General features: G+C 64.9%; 17 protein-coding genes. 14 read left to right on the forward strand and 3 right to left on the reverse strand.

Translation table 11 applies throughout. The annotated features are described in order from the left end of the window. Window positions 1-93 precede the first annotated feature (93 nt). The 5 genes from INP52_RS02140 to INP52_RS10120 all read left to right on the forward strand — a co-directional run bounded on the left by INP52_RS02140 (window position 94) and on the right by INP52_RS10120 (window position 2682). On the forward strand, window positions 94-660 hold the full coding sequence (locus INP52_RS02140; RefSeq protein WP_194372008.1) for a TetR/AcrR family transcriptional regulator: 567 nt from the start codon (window positions 94-96) through the stop codon (window positions 658-660). 87 nt (window positions 661-747) lie between these two features. Beyond that, window positions 748-1110: a hypothetical protein gene (locus tag INP52_RS02145; protein WP_228478378.1), complete on the forward strand. Its 363-nt coding sequence runs from the start codon at window positions 748-750 to the stop codon at window positions 1108-1110. 38 nt (window positions 1111-1148) lie between these two features. Continuing rightward, a complete protein-coding gene (locus INP52_RS02150; protein WP_194372010.1) occupies window positions 1149-1385 on the forward strand; it encodes a hypothetical protein in 237 nt (78 codons plus the stop codon). After that, entirely contained in the window at window positions 1385-1768 is a 384-nt protein-coding gene (locus tag INP52_RS02155; RefSeq protein ID WP_194372829.1) for a cytochrome b5 domain-containing protein, read from the forward strand. Before INP52_RS02150 ends, INP52_RS02155 begins: the two co-directional genes overlap by 1 nt. 449 nt (window positions 1769-2217) lie before the next feature. Continuing rightward, complete coding sequence (locus INP52_RS10120; RefSeq protein ID WP_408647698.1) at window positions 2218-2682, forward strand: aldehyde dehydrogenase family protein; 465 nt, start codon at window positions 2218-2220, stop codon at window positions 2680-2682. On the opposite strand, the gene INP52_RS02165 is transcribed toward INP52_RS10120, so the two are convergent. After that, window positions 2582-3700 carry a cysteine peptidase family C39 domain-containing protein gene (locus INP52_RS02165; RefSeq protein WP_194372014.1) on the reverse strand — a complete coding sequence of 373 codons (1119 nt, stop codon included), beginning with the start codon at window positions 3698-3700 and terminating at the stop codon, window positions 2582-2584. The two genes, INP52_RS10120 and INP52_RS02165, sit on opposite strands and share 101 nt — an antisense overlap. A gap of 138 nt (window positions 3701-3838) precedes the next feature. On the opposite strand from INP52_RS02165, the gene INP52_RS02170 reads away from it, so the two are divergent. After that, on the forward strand, window positions 3839-4270 hold the full coding sequence (locus tag INP52_RS02170; protein ID WP_194372016.1) for an arginine repressor: 432 nt from the start codon (window positions 3839-3841) through the stop codon (window positions 4268-4270). A gap of 17 nt (window positions 4271-4287) precedes the next feature. Here INP52_RS02170 and INP52_RS02175 read toward each other — a convergent pair whose 3' ends face one another. Next, window positions 4288-6561 (reverse strand): transglycosylase domain-containing protein, encoded by a 2274-nt coding sequence (locus INP52_RS02175; RefSeq protein ID WP_194372018.1) that lies wholly within the window; start codon window positions 6559-6561, stop codon window positions 4288-4290. A 257-nt stretch (window positions 6562-6818) separates the two neighbouring features. On the opposite strand from INP52_RS02175, the gene tyrS reads away from it, so the two are divergent. The 7 genes from tyrS to INP52_RS02210 all read left to right on the forward strand — a co-directional run bounded on the left by tyrS (window position 6819) and on the right by INP52_RS02210 (window position 13770). Then, entirely contained in the window at window positions 6819-8030 is a 1212-nt protein-coding gene (gene tyrS, locus INP52_RS02180) for a tyrosine--tRNA ligase (protein ID WP_194372830.1), read from the forward strand. Between the two features lie 136 nt (window positions 8031-8166). Next, a complete protein-coding gene (locus INP52_RS02185) occupies window positions 8167-10719 on the forward strand; it encodes a U32 family peptidase (RefSeq protein WP_194372020.1) in 2553 nt (850 codons plus the stop codon). 76 nt (window positions 10720-10795) lie between these two features. Further along, entirely contained in the window at window positions 10796-11038 is a 243-nt protein-coding gene (locus INP52_RS02190) for a NifU family protein (protein ID WP_194372023.1), read from the forward strand. 9 nt (window positions 11039-11047) lie between these two features. Then, entirely contained in the window at window positions 11048-11884 is an 837-nt protein-coding gene (gene lgt / locus INP52_RS02195; protein ID WP_194372025.1) for a prolipoprotein diacylglyceryl transferase, read from the forward strand. 142 nt (window positions 11885-12026) lie between these two features. Then, the gene (locus INP52_RS02200; protein WP_194372027.1) at window positions 12027-12452 is read left to right on the forward strand and encodes a Dps family protein; all 426 of its coding nucleotides are present in this window, start codon (window positions 12027-12029) and stop codon (window positions 12450-12452) included. Window positions 12453-12782: 330 nt separating this feature from the next. Continuing rightward, window positions 12783-13250 (forward strand): LytTR family DNA-binding domain-containing protein, encoded by a 468-nt coding sequence (locus tag INP52_RS02205; RefSeq protein WP_194372029.1) that lies wholly within the window; start codon window positions 12783-12785, stop codon window positions 13248-13250. 22 nt (window positions 13251-13272) lie between these two features. Beyond that, window positions 13273-13770, forward strand: a complete 498-nt coding sequence (locus INP52_RS02210) for a DUF3021 family protein (RefSeq protein ID WP_228478379.1) — start codon at window positions 13273-13275, stop codon at window positions 13768-13770. Here the strand turns inward: INP52_RS02210 and INP52_RS02215 are convergent. Beyond that, the gene (locus INP52_RS02215; protein WP_194372031.1) at window positions 13767-14204 is read right to left on the reverse strand and encodes a hypothetical protein; all 438 of its coding nucleotides are present in this window, start codon (window positions 14202-14204) and stop codon (window positions 13767-13769) included. The genes INP52_RS02210 and INP52_RS02215 overlap by 4 nt on opposite strands. Before the next feature lie 251 nt (window positions 14205-14455). On the opposite strand from INP52_RS02215, the gene INP52_RS02220 reads away from it, so the two are divergent. Then, window positions 14456-15256 carry a YebC/PmpR family DNA-binding transcriptional regulator gene (locus INP52_RS02220; RefSeq protein WP_194372033.1) on the forward strand — a complete coding sequence of 267 codons (801 nt, stop codon included), beginning with the start codon at window positions 14456-14458 and terminating at the stop codon, window positions 15254-15256. Window positions 15257-15271: the final 15 nt, after the last annotated feature.

Genomic DNA, 15271 nt, shown 5'->3' on the forward strand with positions numbered 1-15271 from the left:
AGGGGGCTGGGAGTCGACCTTGACAGAGGCTGGTTATCGTCTAGTATGATGAATGAATAGACTACTTTGTTCATTCAGAAGAGGAGAAAAGACGTGGACGACAAGGGGCGAGCGCTCAAGGAGTCGGCGCGAAAGGTCTTTTCCGAGAAGGGATACAAGGCGGCGAGTATCGCGAAGATTGCCCGGGGCGCCCACGTGGCCGTGGGGAGCTTCTACAACTACTACCCCTCGAAGGATGAGGTCTTTCTCGACGTCTACATTGAGGAGAACGACCGCGTGCGTCAGCAGATACGCGACGAGATTGACTGGTCGGCGGAGCCGTCAGAGATGGTGGAGCAGCTGTTCGCCCGCTCGTTCGCCCTTGTCTCCCGCAACAAGATCCTATCCGAGTGGGGCAATCCCGCCATCTCCGGGCTGCTGCACGAGCACTACCAGTCCCGAGAGGGGCTCAAGAGCTATCCCTTTCATCAGTTTCTTGTCCAGACCTTCACGCAGCGAATGCGCGAGGCGGGCTTCGATGGGGGCAAGATCCAGCAGGCTCTGCACGTCTACGACTTCTTCTTCTATGTTGACACGCATGTCTCGGAGGACGATTTCCCGGGACTGGGGCCGACGCTCGAGGTCCTTGCGAGCTACTTCGTCAAGGGCCTCTTCGAATAGAGAGATGGGGTGCTAGAGCGCTTTTTTCTTACCACTAAATGAATGAATTTTAAAAAATATTCATTCAAAAACGAAAAGGGAGGCATGATGAACGAGGAAAAGGAACGTACGGAGAGGGGAAACGGGATGGACGGTCTGAGCATAGGTGGGTTCTGCCTCGTGGCATGCGGCATTCTGACCGTGGCTTGGGGGGCGACGAAGGTGCCGGTCAGCCTGATGAGTCCCGACTTCATGTCCTTTGCCACGGGCGGAATCGTGCCGCTCGCCGCCGGTCTGTGCATGGTCGGAATGGTTCCGCCTGCTCTACGCGTCGCCGGAATCTGGTTGGCGGCGCTTACGACGATGGCCTACGTCTACAGCCTCCCGGGCATGGATCTGATGGTCAAATTCATTGGCTTCGTGCCAGCGGTTGCACTTGGCGTCTGGCTGACCCTGCGATTCTGGAAGTAGGGCGTGACCGAGTCGATGCACGGCGGAGGGACCAACCGATGAAAAGGACGATTAAGGTCTGCAAGCGCTGCTCAAACGTTGATGTGGACGAGCTCAAGGCCCAGGGACGCTCAGCTGGGGTCAGGGTCAAGATAGGCTGTGTCCACGGATGCGCCTCGAGCCATTCGGAGCTTCGGGGCTCAGCGTTCGGTCTCGTCGACGGTGAGCTTCTCGTTCGCCCGACGCAGATCGAGCTCATCCAGGACGCCCTCGGCAACAAGGAGGGGAGCGCGTGATGAAACGGAGAGTCAAGGTTGTCGGTATCGTGCTTGCGATCGTTGCCGTGGTCGTGGTCGGATACTACGTATTCTTCTCCAACGGTGCCAAGAGCCCCGAGGAGCGTTTTTCCCGTGAGCTGACGACTGAGGAGCAGGAGCTCGTGGACACCAATGCGTTCACGCCCGAGACCCTGGCCCGCTACGACGGCAAGGAGGGACGAAAGGCCTACATAGCCGTGAACGGGGCGGTCTACGACGTCACTGACCACTGGAAAGACGGCGAGCACCATGGACTGTCCGCCGGATATGACGTGACACGGGGCTTTCTCGACTCACCACATGGCGCTAGCACCCTGAAGAAGCTCACCGTCGTCGGCGGTTATCACGACGACAGCCGGTGACCTTCCGTGTTTGGGTTCCTATCTGAAGGCAGCGCGCAGAATCCAGCGCATGCTTCCTTTACGGGGAGTGTCTGATAGCTTTTACTAGAACACGCTGCGCAAGGGAGCCTCGCCCTATGGACATATCCGAGCTCGTGAGCAAGCAGCGAGAGTTTTTCATGAGGGGGAAACGCTGGAGCACTCCTTTTGACTGGCGGCGCTGCGAAGGCTATCCGCCGCCATCACTGAGATGGAGCCGGAGATCGCTGCGGCCATGGCCTCCGATCTGAACAAATCCGAGACAGAGGGCTATATAACCGAGATAGGTCAGGTCCAGGGCGAGCTGAGGCACGTGATAAGAAATCTTTCTCAATGGATGAAGAGGGAGAGGGTGAAAATATCCCTTATGCTCTTTCCCGTTTCCCGCAAAGTGCTACGACATTGCCGAGCCGTTTGGCGTGGCGCGTATCGTGTCTTCGTGGAACTATCCCTTTATGCTGAGCCTCTCGCCTCTTATTGGCGCGATCGCAGCGGGCAATTGCGTCGTGGTAAAGCTCCCGGCCTACGCGCCAGCCGTCGTGGGCGTTATAGAAAAGCTGGTAAAGCGCTGCTTCGAGGATGAGCGGTGCGCCGTGGTGCTGGGAAGCCATCAGGAAAACACCGAGCTGCTTGAGCAGAAGTTTAACTATATCTTTTTTACCGGCAGCGTGAAGATCAGGCGCGTTGTCATTTTAGGAGGATGCGTAGGGTCTATCACAAAAGACCAGGTCAGAATGACCTGGTCTTTTGTTTTGGGGCCATTGGCGAACCCAAACCCGAAAGGAGAGAGAGCGGCTACTCGGTGGTGGCGTCTGTGGAGGTCGAGGTGGCGGAGAGCGCATAGAGGGTGTCGCAGGACGACGCCACGGTCGCGCTCGCCCAGGGATGGGCGCTGACCGTGGGTGAGGTGGGGTCGTAGACCACCACGGAGCCGTCCTCGTTCTCGCTGACGACAAGAACCCAATGGGCCGCGTCCGTCAGGGTGTTCGCCTTGGCCTCGACGAGCAGATAGGTGCCCGTGTCAAGGAAGTGAGAGAGGTTGTCGGCGTTCGAGGTGTAGGTGGTGCAGGTGAGGCCGAGGCTCTCGGCGCTGCTCGTGAGGAAGCTCGCGGACATGCCGGAGTCACCCGTGGCCAGACCGGCATCACTCACGAGCGAGGCGAGCTCGGCAGGGGTCTTGTCGGCGTTTCCGACGAGGCCCATGTAGGCCATCGAGAGCGCGGTGGGGCCGGAGCCCGTGAGCGCGAGCGGGCGTCCGGCGTAGTCGACGCTGCCCCAGCGCGCGTCCCAGCACCACAGCTGGGGGACCGTCCCCTGGCTCACGGTGTCCTCGTAGGGCTGGGCGGTCTTCTCGGCCTCGGGGTAGGCCGCCACGAAGTCGATGGCCTCGGGGCACGAGAGCGCAAGCTCGAGCAGCCCCTGGTCATCGTAATCGCTCGCGGAGGCGGCGATGTGGGCCAGCCTCTCGTTCTGGTCGAGCTGGGCCGCGAACTGCTCGGTGAGGTCCTCGGAAACGCCTGCGGCCACGCGGGAGTCCACCGGGTTGGTGTCGGCTGAGCTTTCCGGGCCGGAGGAGCACCCACGCACGCAGCTCGAGACGCCCACGACCAGGAGAACCACGAGGACGAGCGCGAGGGCCGCCAGGATGATGAGGCGACGGTCGGAGCCGCGCCCCTGCCCGCGTCCGCCTCGGAAGTTTATGGGACGCGACCTAAGCGGATAGCTGTCCCTCCCGCCGTCGCGCCGTGCGCCGCGACCCCCCACGCCGCCCTTACGCGCCTGCGTCCCTCGTGGCCCGTGATAGCTGCCCTGACCGGTGATGCGCGGGCGCGCGCCGTCGGCGTACTGGCGCGAGGAGCCGCCGTGTGAAATGCCGTGAGGACGTGCGTGCCCGCCCTGATCTCCGTACGTCATAGATCCTCCGAATGCATGATTGCGGGATGCTTCTCCTCGCATGATACGGCAGCGGTGCCGTGTGGTCTTTTCCATGCGAAGGTATAATCGGGGAGCGGTACTCTCCGGATAGTTCAATCCCTTGAAAGGCTCACTCAGATGAAGCGCAGGAACAGCAGGCAAGATGCCATCAGGGAGCTCGTCCGAGGAAAGTCCATTCGCACGCAGCACTCCCTCGTCCAGGAGCTTCTGGCGCTCGGGTTCTCCTGTACGCAGGCGACGGTCTCGCGCGACATAGCCGACATGGGCCTGCGCAAGCTGCCCGAGGGCATCTACGTGCTCGCCGAGGACCTTCACCTGCAGCGCATGCTCTCCGAGTTCGTGGTGAGCGTTCTGCGTGCCGAGAATCTCGTCGTGGTGAAGTGCCAGCCGGGGACGGCCTCGGGCGTGGCCGCCGCAGTCGACGACGCCGATCTCGCGCACGCGCTGGGGTCCGTGGCGGGCAACGACACCGTGCTCGTGGTCGTAGACGACGCCGAGCGCGCCGCGTCGCTCCAGTCACTTATCGACAAGCTGAGCAGCACGCGTTAGCCGTCAGGGGATTGCGCCTAAGCGCCCGTGCCCGTGCCGCCCGTGTTACCCGTGTTGCCCGTGTTGCCCCCCTCACCAGTGGAGGAGCCGTTGTCAGAGGACTCTCCGCTGCCTGAGCCGCCACTGCTGCCGCTGCCGGAGCCGCCTGAGCTGTCCGAGTCGCTCGAGTCAGGTGTGGTGGGCGTCGTAGGTGTGGTGGGCGTCGTAGGTGTCGTAGGCGTGGTCGGGGTGGTGGGCTCCTCGGTCGTGGTCGTCGTCGTGGTCTCCTCCTGGGTCTCCTGCGTCTGAGTCGTCGTGGTGGAGCTGCCGCTGGAGTTCACGGCCTGTGAGGTCCCCACGAAGGTCCAGGAGGAGTTGGCCTTGTAGGTCGCCTTGTGGTCGGAGGTGGGAAACGTCCCGCGCGCGACGCCCGACAGGACCGCGTTCATGTAGGTGGTCCAGATGGGCTGCGAGGTGGTCGACGTGGTGGCGGTGGAGCCGCGGTAGTAGACCTTCGAGGTGCCCTCGGCCATGTTGCCCACCCACACGGCGGTGGTGATCTGCGGCGTGTAACCGCAGAACCAGAGGTTGTCCGCCTCGTCGGAGGTGCCGGTCTTGCCAGCCACGGGCTGGTTGGCGCTGAAGTTGGCATGCACGTAGTCCGTGGTGTAGCCTGCCTCGACTACGTGCTCGAGCACTTCGGTGGCATCTGCGGCGACGGTAGAGTCGATGACCTGCTGGCCGTCGTCGGAGTGCTCATAGACCACGTTGCCGTTGCGGTCCTCGATCTTGGTGATGACCACGGCGTCGCGATGGACGCCGCCCATGGCGAGCGTCGAGTAGCCCTCGGCCATCTCGAGCACCGTGACCTCCGAGGAGCCGAGCGTCGAGGAGTCGTAGGGATTGATGGTCGAGTCGATGCCCATGAGCTTGGCGGTCGAGATGAGCTTGTCGACGCCGATGGCCTCGATGACCTGGCCGTAGGCCGTGTTCGACGAGAGCTGCGTGGCACGGTCCAAAGTGATGACGCCGTACTGGTTGTTGTTGTAGTTGTGAGGGCTCCAGGTGGAGGTGATCTGCATGGGCGAGCTGCAGTTGAGCATGACCGTGGGGCTCATTCCGTCCAGCATGGCGGCCACGAGCGTGAACGTCTTGAAGCTCGAGCCCGCCTGGCGCTGGGCGCTCGTGGCCAGGTTGAAGGTGCTCTCTCCCGCGTCCGTATCGGTTCCGTAGTTCTGGCCGCCCACCATGGCGACGACGTAGCCGTTCGTGTTATCGATCGAGACGAGCGCGCCCGCGATGTCGTCATTGTTGGCGTTGGCGATGCGGTCGTTCACTGCGCTCTCCGCGGCGGCCTGATAGGTGGGGTCGATGGTGGTGTAAACCTTGAGCCCGCCCTGCAAGACGGTGTCGGACGAGAAGTCCTGGAGCAGGATGCTCTTTACGTAGTCGGTGAAGTAGGGATAAGTGCCCACAGAGTCGGAGAGCGTGCCGAGGTTCAGATTGAGGTCTTCGGCCTGGGCATTCGCGCACTCCTCCTCGGTGATGTCGCCGGCCTCGAGCATGCGCTGCAAGACGAGGTTGCGACGGGCGAGGCAGGCGTCGGGGTTGGTGATGGGGTCAAAGAGGCCAGGCCCGTTGGGCAGCCCCACGAGCGTCGCCGCCTCGGCGAGCGTGAGGTCGCTCGCGTCCTTGTTGAAGTAGGTGATGCTCGCGGCCTCGATGCCATAGGCGCTGTTGCCGTAGTAGATGGTGTTGAGGTACATGTTGAGGATCTGGTCCTTCGTGTACTCCTTCTCCATCTGGATGGCGATGTAGGCCTCGCGGACCTTGCGCTTGAGCGAGTACTCGAACTGCTCGTCGGACAGGACCGTGTTGCGCACCAGTTGCTGGGTGATCGTGGAGCCGCCGCCGGAGGAGTCACTGCTGCCCACCAGCTGGCCGACCGCCGCGCGCAGAATGCCCTGGGGGTCGACGCCGTTGTGCTGGTAGAAGCGCTTGTCCTCGGTGTCGACGGTGCCCTTGAGGACGTAGTCGGAGATGTCGGAGAGGTCGACGGAGCGGCGGTTCTGGAGGTAGTACGACGCGATCTCGGTGCCGTCGGCGTCAAAGACGCGCGTGGGCTCTGCCACGAGGTAGGCGTCCGCCGAGGTGTAGTCGGGGAGGTCCTCGAGCCACGTGGAGACGACCGCCCCCATCGAGAGCGCAAGTGCGACAACGAGTAGCGCGATAAATCCGAACACGCCTGCGACGCCGAAGCCGGTGACGTGGGTCTTCGAGTGACTGCGTGCCCTGCGGGTCCTGATTCCCATGTACCCCTCCTGTGCGGGGAGACCTTTCTACAACGTCGTAACAGTATAGTTGCTCTGACCTGCGCGCCGGTCCGGGGAATCGCGAGGTGTTGAGTACGTGGAAGGCTCCGGCTGGTCTATCGTGCTTCTCGACATCCCAAAAACGGGCGGTAGCGCAGCTCGTCGTGGCCTCTTCCGGGCGCGGCTGCGCTATGCTAGTACGCTGCGTGGCCGCGTCTGCGGCTTGGGAACGCGAAGAGCCTATGGAGGACAGAGCAGTGCTGCCAGTTGACGAGCAACTTAAGGTCATCACCTCCGGGACGATGCAGATCGTCCCTCTGGACGAGCTCAAGAAGAAGCTCGAGAGGGGTGTGCCGCTCAACATCAAGCTCGGCGTCGACCCCACCTCGCCGGACCTTCACCTCGGGCATGCGGTCCCCCTGCGCAAGATGCGCCAGTTCCAGGACCTGGGCCACCAGGTGACCCTCATCATCGGCAACGGCACGGCCCTCATCGGCGACCCGTCCGGCCGCGACTCGACCCGCCCGCCGCTCACCGAGGCGCAGGTCGAGGCCAACGCCAAGACCTACGTCGACCAGGCCATGAAGGTCCTCGACCCCGCGCGGACCACGGTCGTCCACAACGGCGACTGGATCAAGGCGCTCAACCTGACGGACATGCTCGGCCTCATGAGCAAGTTCAACGTGGCCCGCATCCTGGAGCGCGAGGACTTCCACAACCGCTACGCCAACGGGCAGTCCATCGCCCTGCACGAGTTCATCTATCCCGTGCTGCAGGCCTATGACTCCGTGGTCATCAAGGCCGACCTCGAGATGGGCGGCAACGACCAGATCTTCAACCTTCTCGCCGGGCGCGACCTCATGCGCGCCGAGGGCATGGAGCCGCAGGTGGCGCTCACGATGCCGCTGCTGGTGGGCACGGACGGCACCAAGAAGATGTCCAAGAGCTACGGCAACTACGTGGGCCTCACCGACGAGCCGGCCGACATGTTCGGCAAGCTCATGTCCATCACCGACGAGCTCGCGCCGCTCTACTGGCGCCTGTGCTCCACGGCCCCCATCGACGAGATCGACCGCGTCGACGCCTCCTTCGCGGACGGCACGGCCGACCCCTACCAGCTCAAGCGCGCGCTTGCTCGCAACATCGTGGACCTCTACCACGGAGCGGGTGCAGGCGCGCGTGCCCAGGACGCCTTCGACGCCCTCTTCAAGAAGCACGAGACGCCCAAGGACGTTCCCGAGTTCTCGGCGGACCTGACGCCGTCCGCGGACGGCACGGTCTACCTCGCCAAGCTCATCGCCGACGCGGGCCTGGTCAAGTCCGTGGGCGAGGCGCGGCGCATGATCGACGGCGGTGGCGTGCGCGTCAACGGCGAGGCCGTGGCGCCCAAGGCCTACAACGTGGACGCGGGTGATCTGGCCGGGGCCACCGTCCAGGTGGGCAAGCGTCGCTTCGTCAGGCTGGTCTAGGCGACGCACGAGGGAACAAAATCTTCTTTAGAGGGCCCTACGTCCTGATTTGTGGCATTAAAGCCATTTTTTCAAACGTAAAAATGGCTTTTATGCCAGATTTCCCATCTTGTCATTAATGAGAGGAATGCATGTGATGGGCGTCTCGCAGCTTGATATACATTCCCGACGCCCCACCTTCCTCGAGTCCCATGGCGTCCCGGAGCTGCTCGCGCCCGCCGGTGGGCCCGAGCCGTTCAACGCCGCCCTGGCGGGGGGAGCCGACGCGATCTACTGCGGCCTGGGCAACGACTTCAACGCCCGACGCGGAGCGCGCAACTTCGACGACGAGACCTTCGCCGCCGCGTGCCGGCACGCGCACCTGGCGGGGGCGCGCGTCTACGTGACGGTCAACGTGGTCGTGACGACCGACGAGATGCCGGCCGCCCTCGCGCTCGTCCGTCGCGCCTGGCTTCTGGGCGCCGACGCCCTCATCATCCAGGACTGGGGGCTTCTCGCCGAGGTCCGGCGCACGTGGCCCCAGATGGAGTGTCACGTCTCCACCCAGGCAAACGTCCATGACGCGCGCGGCGTCGTCTGGTGCCGCGAACGCGGCGCGGCGCGGGTGACCCTCTCGCGCGAGCTCTCCCTCGCCGAGATCTCCCGCATCGCCCAGGAGGGCGTCGAGCTCGAGTGCTTCGGGCATGGGGCCCTGTGCTTCTGCTACTCGGGCGTCTGCCTCATGAGCTCGCTTGCGGGCGGGCGCTCGGCAAATCGGGGGCTCTGCGCCCAGCCGTGCCGGCTTCCCTACGACCTCGTGGACGAGGAGGGACGTCCCATCGAGGCCATGGGCAGCACCCGGCCCTTGTGTCCCAAGGACTACCGCACGATCGACCACATCCGCGAGATGGCCGAGGCGGGCGCGGGCTCGCTCAAGGTCGAGGGCCGCATGAAGGCGCCCGACTACGTCCTGGGCGTGGTCGGGGCCTATAGGGACGCGATCGACGCGGTCGTCTCGGGCGAGGATGACCCCGCCCGCCGCGCCGCCCGCGACCGCCGCCTCAGGCGCTCCTTCAACCGCGACTTCACCGACAGCTACCTCTGGGGGCGCTCGGGCAACGAGATGATGAGCTACGAGCGCTCGAACAACCGCGGGGAGCTCGTGGGCGAGGTCGTGGGGTCGCGCCCCCTCGCCGACGAGCTCGTGCGACGCGGCGGGTCCAACGGGGGTCGCGAGCGCCATCGCAGGGTGACGCGCGCCGACGTGACCCTGCGTCTCGACGCTCCGGTGGGAGCGGGAGACCTCCTGGAGATTCGCCCGCTCGCGGACCCCAGCCAGTTTCTGACCGTGCACGCCGAGACTGACGCCCAGGCGGGCGAGACCATCGTCTGTCGTGCTCCGCGCGCCATGGAGCCCGGCTGCGCCGTGCGCGTCATCCGCTCGCAGCGCGCCCTGGACGACGCGGCCCGCGTCGCCGACAAGGACGTGGTGCGCCTGAGTCCGGTGCGCGTGCACGTGCTGGCACGTCTTGGCAAGCCGTTCTCGGTCGCGCTCGAGACCCTGGACGGACGGGCGCATGCCGAGGTGCAGGGCTTCACCGTGGAGGCGGCCCGGACCCGTCCGGTCACGGTCGACGACCTCGTGGGGCACGTGGGCCGCATGGGAGCGTCGCCGTTCGAGCCCCAGGACTGGTCGGTCGAGCTTGACGAGGGCTGCGGCATGGGCTTCTCGGCGGTCCACAAGGTGCGCGCCGAGGCGTGCGCACGCCTCGAGGAGGCGCTCCTCGTAGGCTACGTCGCACGCGAGAAGGACGGGGCCACGGCCCCCGCCCCTGACGCGGGACTGGTCGCGAGACGTCTGGGAGAGGTGCGCTGCGCAGCTGGCGTGGCCGAGCCGAGCGCTGCGGCTGCCGAGAAGCCCTGCGCCTGCGCTCTCGTGAGCACGCCGGAGACGGCCGAGGCGGCCCTGGCCGCCGGGGCCGAGCGCGTCTACGCGAGCGCGGACGACCTCGCCTCCGGCACGTGGCCCGCCGGCGTCATCGCCTGGCTTGACGAGGTCTGTCGCGAGCCCGATCACGCCCGACTGGATCCCTGGGCGGCCCCGGGCGCGCCGGTCGCGGTGGGCAACGTCTCCGAGCTGGCCCTTGCCGCCGAGCGTGGCGCCAAGGCCGAGGTGCGCTCCTGCATCCCCGTGCACAACGAGAGCGCCCTCGTGGCGCTCGAGGCCGCGGGCGCACGCGGCGTCTGGCTCTCGGGCGAGCTCACGCTCGAGGAGGTCTGTCGCCTCGCGCGCGCGGCCTCGGTGCCGGTGGGCCTCATGGTCTTCGGGCGCGAGCGGGCGATGACGAGCGAGCACTGCGTCCTGCAGGTGACGGGGTGCTGCGTCAACGACTGCGCCCGCTGCGAGCTGCGCCGTCGGAGGCTCTCGCTGCGCGACCGGGACGCAAACCTGCTGCCCGTGCGCACGGACCTGAACGGCCGCTCGCGCATCTGGGCCTCTCACCCGCTTGACGCGACGCCCCAGGCAGACGCCCTCATCGAGGCAGGCGTCTTCCGCCTGCTCGTGGACGCGCAGATCATGGACCCCGCCGAGACCACCTTCGCGGTGGCGCGCACGGTGCGCGCGATTCGCGCGGCCCTGGCCGGGCACAAGCCGGCCCCGCGCGTGCAGGGTGCCGTCTCCGGTCATCTTTTCATGGGCATTGGGTAACATGGATGACAGGGCAGCGATGCCCCTCGAAGAAGACTGACACGCGCACCCATTTTGCGCAGAGAAAGGAACCACCATGGCTGTCAATCGTGAGCTTCTCCAGGCGACCCTCGACATCATCCGCCAGAGCCTGCAGGCCGACGGCGGCGACGTCGAGCTCATCGACTGCTCGGACGACGGCATCGTCACCCTCGAGATGCAGGGGGCCTGCGCCGGTTGCCCGCTCTCCAGCCTGGACATGTCCGAGGGCATCGAGCGCATCCTGCGCGAGCACGTCCCCGGCGTCACCCGCGTCCAGCCTGCGGGCTTCGCCCTCTAGGCGCTTGGCATGTTTCTCGACGACCTCTACCACGCGCTCAATCCCATAGCGTTCGCGCTCGGCCCCCTCACGGTGCGCTGGTATGGTATTGCGTACCTCCTGGGGTTCGTCTGCGCGGGCGTCGTGATGTATCGCACCGCGCGGCGCTGGAAGCTTGACCTTACTGCCGATGACGTCTTCTCCATCGTGATCGGCATCGTGTTCGGCGTCATCATAGGTGCCCGTCTGTTCTACGTGATCTTCTACGGCGCCGGCTACTACCTGAGCCACCCGCTTGAGATCGTGGCCACCTGGGACGGGGGCATGAGCTTCCACGGGGGGCTCATCGGTGCCATCGTGGGGGGCTCGATCGTGTGCCACCAGTATCACATCTCCGTTCCCACGGTCTGCGACCTGGGCGTCATCGGCGCCCCGCTCGGCATCTTCTTTGGTCGCTGCGCCAACTTCGTGAACGGCGAGCTCTGGGGCAAGCCGACCGACCTTGCCTGGGGCGTCATGTTCGAGACCGGAGGCAACGTCTATCGCCACCCCTCCCAGCTCTACGAGGCCGTCCTGGAGGGGCTCGCCATCTTCGTGGCGCTGTGGGCGCTCTCCCGACGTCGGCCCCCTCGGCCGCAGGGCACCTTCATGGGAGCGTTTCTCGCGCTCTACGGAGTGTTTCGCTTCCTTGTGGAGTTCGTGCGCGTGCCGGACGCGCAGCTTGGCTACCTTCTGGGGCCCGTCACGATGGGGCAGCTCTTGAGCCTTCCGCTCGTGATCGCGGGCGTCGTGATCCTCGTGCTGGCCCACCGGGCGCAGCGGCCCCAGGTGGGCTACCTTGAGGGAGGACCATCCTCGCAGGCATAGATCTCCGAAATATGAAGGAGTTGTGACGCTCTCGTATCCCCCTCTTATTGAGAATAAATATCAATAAGAGGGGGATACTGGTGTCAAGCGGGAAGGAGTTGGCACCCGCGGGCAGATACGTCACGTTCCCAAGGAGGATCTCATGGAAAGCAAGCTCAATCATCTTCTGGCCGATCTCGTCGTCGAGTATCACAAGCTTCAGAGCTTCCATTGGTACGTGAAGGGCCCCGACTTCTTCCAGGCGCATCCCAAGATCGAGGACTTCTACGGTGACGTCAACGACTTCGTCGACCAGATCGCTGAGGTCATCCTGCAGATCGGCGCTCAGCCCATCTCCTCGATGCACCAGTTCCTCGAGACCTCCTCGATCGAGGAGCGCTCCGACGGCTACGTGAGCTCCAGGGACGCCTACGCGTCCATCATCGAGGACTTCCAGAGTATTCTCGACGAGGCCTCCTCCATCAAGGGCGCCGCTGACGACGAGAACGCCTATCTGGTCTCTACGACCATGGACGATCTGATCGTGAGCTTTAGCAAGGCTCTCTGGATGCTTCGCCAGGGCCGCTAGTCTTTCGAGTTCGTTCTTGTCCGCTCCTTTCTTGACGCCATCCGACTTCCCTCGGATGGCGTCCCCGCGAGGGTACGGGCGAGCCTCAGGGGGCGCTTCTGGCCGTTGTTGAGATGGGGGGATCTCGCAACGGTCGGAAGCGCCCCCTGAGTCATGGAGGGCTTAACGATGTGCTCCCTTGCCGTGCGCCGGGGCAGGCTCGATCTGTGCTTGTCAATTGCAAGAGGGGCTTCCGGTAACTCGGAGGCCTCTTTTGGCAACTCGGCGTCACCTCACCGCATGAGCTGCGTCGACGCCGCATACTAGCTCCCGAGAAGAGAAGGGGGTCCCATGGAGGTGCGGGTCATAGAGGAGAAGGGAAGGCGCTCGATTGCCGTGCGGGTCCTGTCAGCACCGGGCGACGGTCGCGCCGCCGCGCTCGCACGCAGGATCTCTCTGTTGGACGGGCGTGTGAGCGGATACCCAGCAGGCGGCCCCGAACGCCGGCTGGTCGCCCTGGCTGACATCGTGCTCTTCGAGGTCGCTGAGACACGCGCGCGCATGCTCCTTCGATCAGGCGAGGAGCTGGAGAGCACGTTGCGCCTCTGCGAGATCGAGACGGCACTGGAGGGAAGCGAGTTCGTGCGCGTTTCTCGTCAGATCATCGTCAACTTCGCCCTGGTGCGCACGATTCGCCCTGAGCTTGCGGGGCGTCTCACGCTCAGGCTGGAGAATGGTTGCGAAGTCCTGGTGACGCGCACCTACGTGTCCGCCATCAGGCGGAGGCTGGAGATGGGTGACTCGTATGAAAAACGATAGTCTGAGAGAAGAGGGGCCGGTCATGCGGAGGCGTGGTCTTCTGAGCCCGGTCGAGGAGCCACCGCGCACGTCGCTCGCGGCCGGGCTATCCATGGGGTGCGTGATTGCGGTTGTCATGCTGCTCGCGACCACGTTCGCGGGCATCGCCGCCTTCGGCATGAGTGAGGGGCTCGCGATCTGCCTGTCGTGCATCGTTGCGGGCGTGGCGGGGGGCCTTCTCCAACAGGTCTGCTTCAATCCCCGCGTGCTCGGACTGCCCTGGGGCTATCCAGCGCGCGTCGCGCTCTTTGGGATCGCATACCTTACGGCTCTCGTGCCCTGCGCCTGGCTCGGTGGGTGGCTGCCCGTCGACGTGCCGGGAGCGTGGATTAGCTTCGTGGTAATCTACCTGGTCATCCTAGGCGCATGTACCTTCGGCCTTTCTCGACGGTATCGGCGTCAGCGCGCCGCGTACGCGGAGTGCCTCGACGCGTATCGCGCACGTCGCGCACACGAGGGGGGAGCGGGGCCTCGGGACTAGAACCGCAGGAAGGGCTCCTCGGGATAGCCCTCCGGGTCCTCGTCGTCGTGTTCAAGCGCATCACCGCGGCCCTCGTCGTCCTCGTACTCGTCGTCATCCACGCCCCAGCCGTAGGCGCTGGCGAAGTCGTCGGCGAGGTCCGTCTCGGGAAGCGCGCTCGTGATGCTGCACAGGCCGTCCATGGCGGGCACGATCTTCTGCCACTGGCAGATGACCGGCTCGGCGGGCACCCCCTCGAGCTCGACGAGGGAGTCAAGAAAGATCTCGTGGGCGCCATCCAACAGGTCAGAGGAGCGACGAACCTCCTGGAAGTGGGCGGCGAACCGGTCGAGGGCCTCGTCGCTCGTGGAGGCCTCGACCACGCAGGGCATGAGGCAGTAGTTGTCCTTGTCGTCGGTCTCGTCGTTGTAGCTGAAGCTGCCTACGTAGAGCATGGTGCCTCCTCGTCCGCGGCCATAGTATGAGATGACGATACCCATGACGCAGCGCGTGCAAACGCTGAGCGCAGCGCGAGCGATGCCGTCCAGTTTGGCGCGATGCCTTTACAAGGCCGACTTCGTGCCCTATCGTAGGCGTGTTTCATGCCGAGCGTGGTCTGCGTGCCGCGCGCACGCGCCGTATTGGTTTTAGTAGGTGCCCGCGGCGGACGCTTCGCGGGTCCGTTCCAGGCAAGAAGGAGATGTGCATGTCCGGACACTCTAAGTGGGCAACCACCAAGCACAAGAAGGCCGCGATCGACGCCAAGCGCTCCTCGCTGTTCTCCAAGCTCTCACGCAACATCACCGTTGCCGCCAAGGTCGGCGGCGACCCCAACCCGGAGAACAACGCCTCCCTGTCTGCGGCCGTTGCCCGTGCTCGCATGGTCTCCATGCCCAATGCCAAGATCAAGGCGGCCATCGACAAGGCCTTTGGCGCCGGCGCCGACGCCGCCGTCTACTCCGAGGTCGTCTACGAGGGCTACGGTCCCGCGGGCGTGGCCGTCTACGTCGACTGCCTGACGGACAACAAAAACCGCACCGCGGCCGACGTCCGCTCCGCCTTCACCCATGCGGGTGGCTCCCTGGGCACGGCCGGCTCCGTCGCGTTCCAGTTCGAGCGCAGGGGCTCCATCGCCGTCGACAAGGTCGTCAAGAGCGACGACAAGAAGGTCGCCGACCGTGAGAATGCCGTCGACGAGGACGAGTTCATGATGGTCGTGGCCGAGGCCGGCGGCGAGGACTACGAGGACGCGGGCGAGCAGTGGATCGTCTGGACCGCCTATGACAAGATGCAGGACGTCCAGCAGGGCATCGAGGACCAGGGCGTCGAGGTCAAGGGCTCCGAGCTCACGATGGTTCCCACCACGCCGACCGAGGTGACGGTGAACGACGCCAAGAAGGTCCAGCGCCTCATCGACCGCCTCGACGAGCTCGAGGACGTCCAGAACGTCTATCACACGATGGACGTGACCGACGAGATTGCCGCCGCGCTGGAGGAAGACGAGTAGGCGAGTTCGTTATCG

The organism is Thermophilibacter immobilis (assembly GCF_015277515.1).
Lineage (GTDB): Bacteria > Actinomycetota > Coriobacteriia > Coriobacteriales > Atopobiaceae > Thermophilibacter > Thermophilibacter immobilis.

Excerpts from the sequence above, each read along its gene's own strand:
- INP52_RS02145 (WP_228478378.1), top strand. The coding sequence starts at position 748 with ATGAACGAGGAAAAGGAACGTACGGAGAGGGGAAACGGGATGGACGGT.
- INP52_RS02150 (WP_194372010.1), top strand. The coding sequence starts at position 1,149 with ATGAAAAGGACGATTAAGGTCTGCAAGCGCTGCTCAAACGTTGATGTG.
- INP52_RS02155 (WP_194372829.1), top strand. The coding sequence starts at position 1,385 with ATGAAACGGAGAGTCAAGGTTGTCGGTATCGTGCTTGCGATCGTTGCC.
- INP52_RS02165 (WP_194372014.1), bottom strand. The coding sequence starts at position 3,700 with ATGACGTACGGAGATCAGGGCGGGCACGCACGTCCTCACGGCATTTCA.
- INP52_RS02170 (WP_194372016.1), top strand. The coding sequence starts at position 3,839 with ATGAAGCGCAGGAACAGCAGGCAAGATGCCATCAGGGAGCTCGTCCGA.
- INP52_RS02175 (WP_194372018.1), bottom strand. The coding sequence starts at position 6,561 with ATGGGAATCAGGACCCGCAGGGCACGCAGTCACTCGAAGACCCACGTC.
- INP52_RS02185 (WP_194372020.1), top strand. The coding sequence starts at position 8,167 with ATGGGCGTCTCGCAGCTTGATATACATTCCCGACGCCCCACCTTCCTC.
- INP52_RS02190 (WP_194372023.1), top strand. The coding sequence starts at position 10,796 with ATGGCTGTCAATCGTGAGCTTCTCCAGGCGACCCTCGACATCATCCGC.
- lgt (WP_194372025.1), top strand. The coding sequence starts at position 11,048 with ATGTTTCTCGACGACCTCTACCACGCGCTCAATCCCATAGCGTTCGCG.
- INP52_RS02200 (WP_194372027.1), top strand. The coding sequence starts at position 12,027 with ATGGAAAGCAAGCTCAATCATCTTCTGGCCGATCTCGTCGTCGAGTAT.
- INP52_RS02205 (WP_194372029.1), top strand. The coding sequence starts at position 12,783 with ATGGAGGTGCGGGTCATAGAGGAGAAGGGAAGGCGCTCGATTGCCGTG.
- INP52_RS02210 (WP_228478379.1), top strand. The coding sequence starts at position 13,273 with ATGCGGAGGCGTGGTCTTCTGAGCCCGGTCGAGGAGCCACCGCGCACG.
- INP52_RS02215 (WP_194372031.1), bottom strand. The coding sequence starts at position 14,204 with ATGCTCTACGTAGGCAGCTTCAGCTACAACGACGAGACCGACGACAAG.
- INP52_RS02220 (WP_194372033.1), top strand. The coding sequence starts at position 14,456 with ATGTCCGGACACTCTAAGTGGGCAACCACCAAGCACAAGAAGGCCGCG.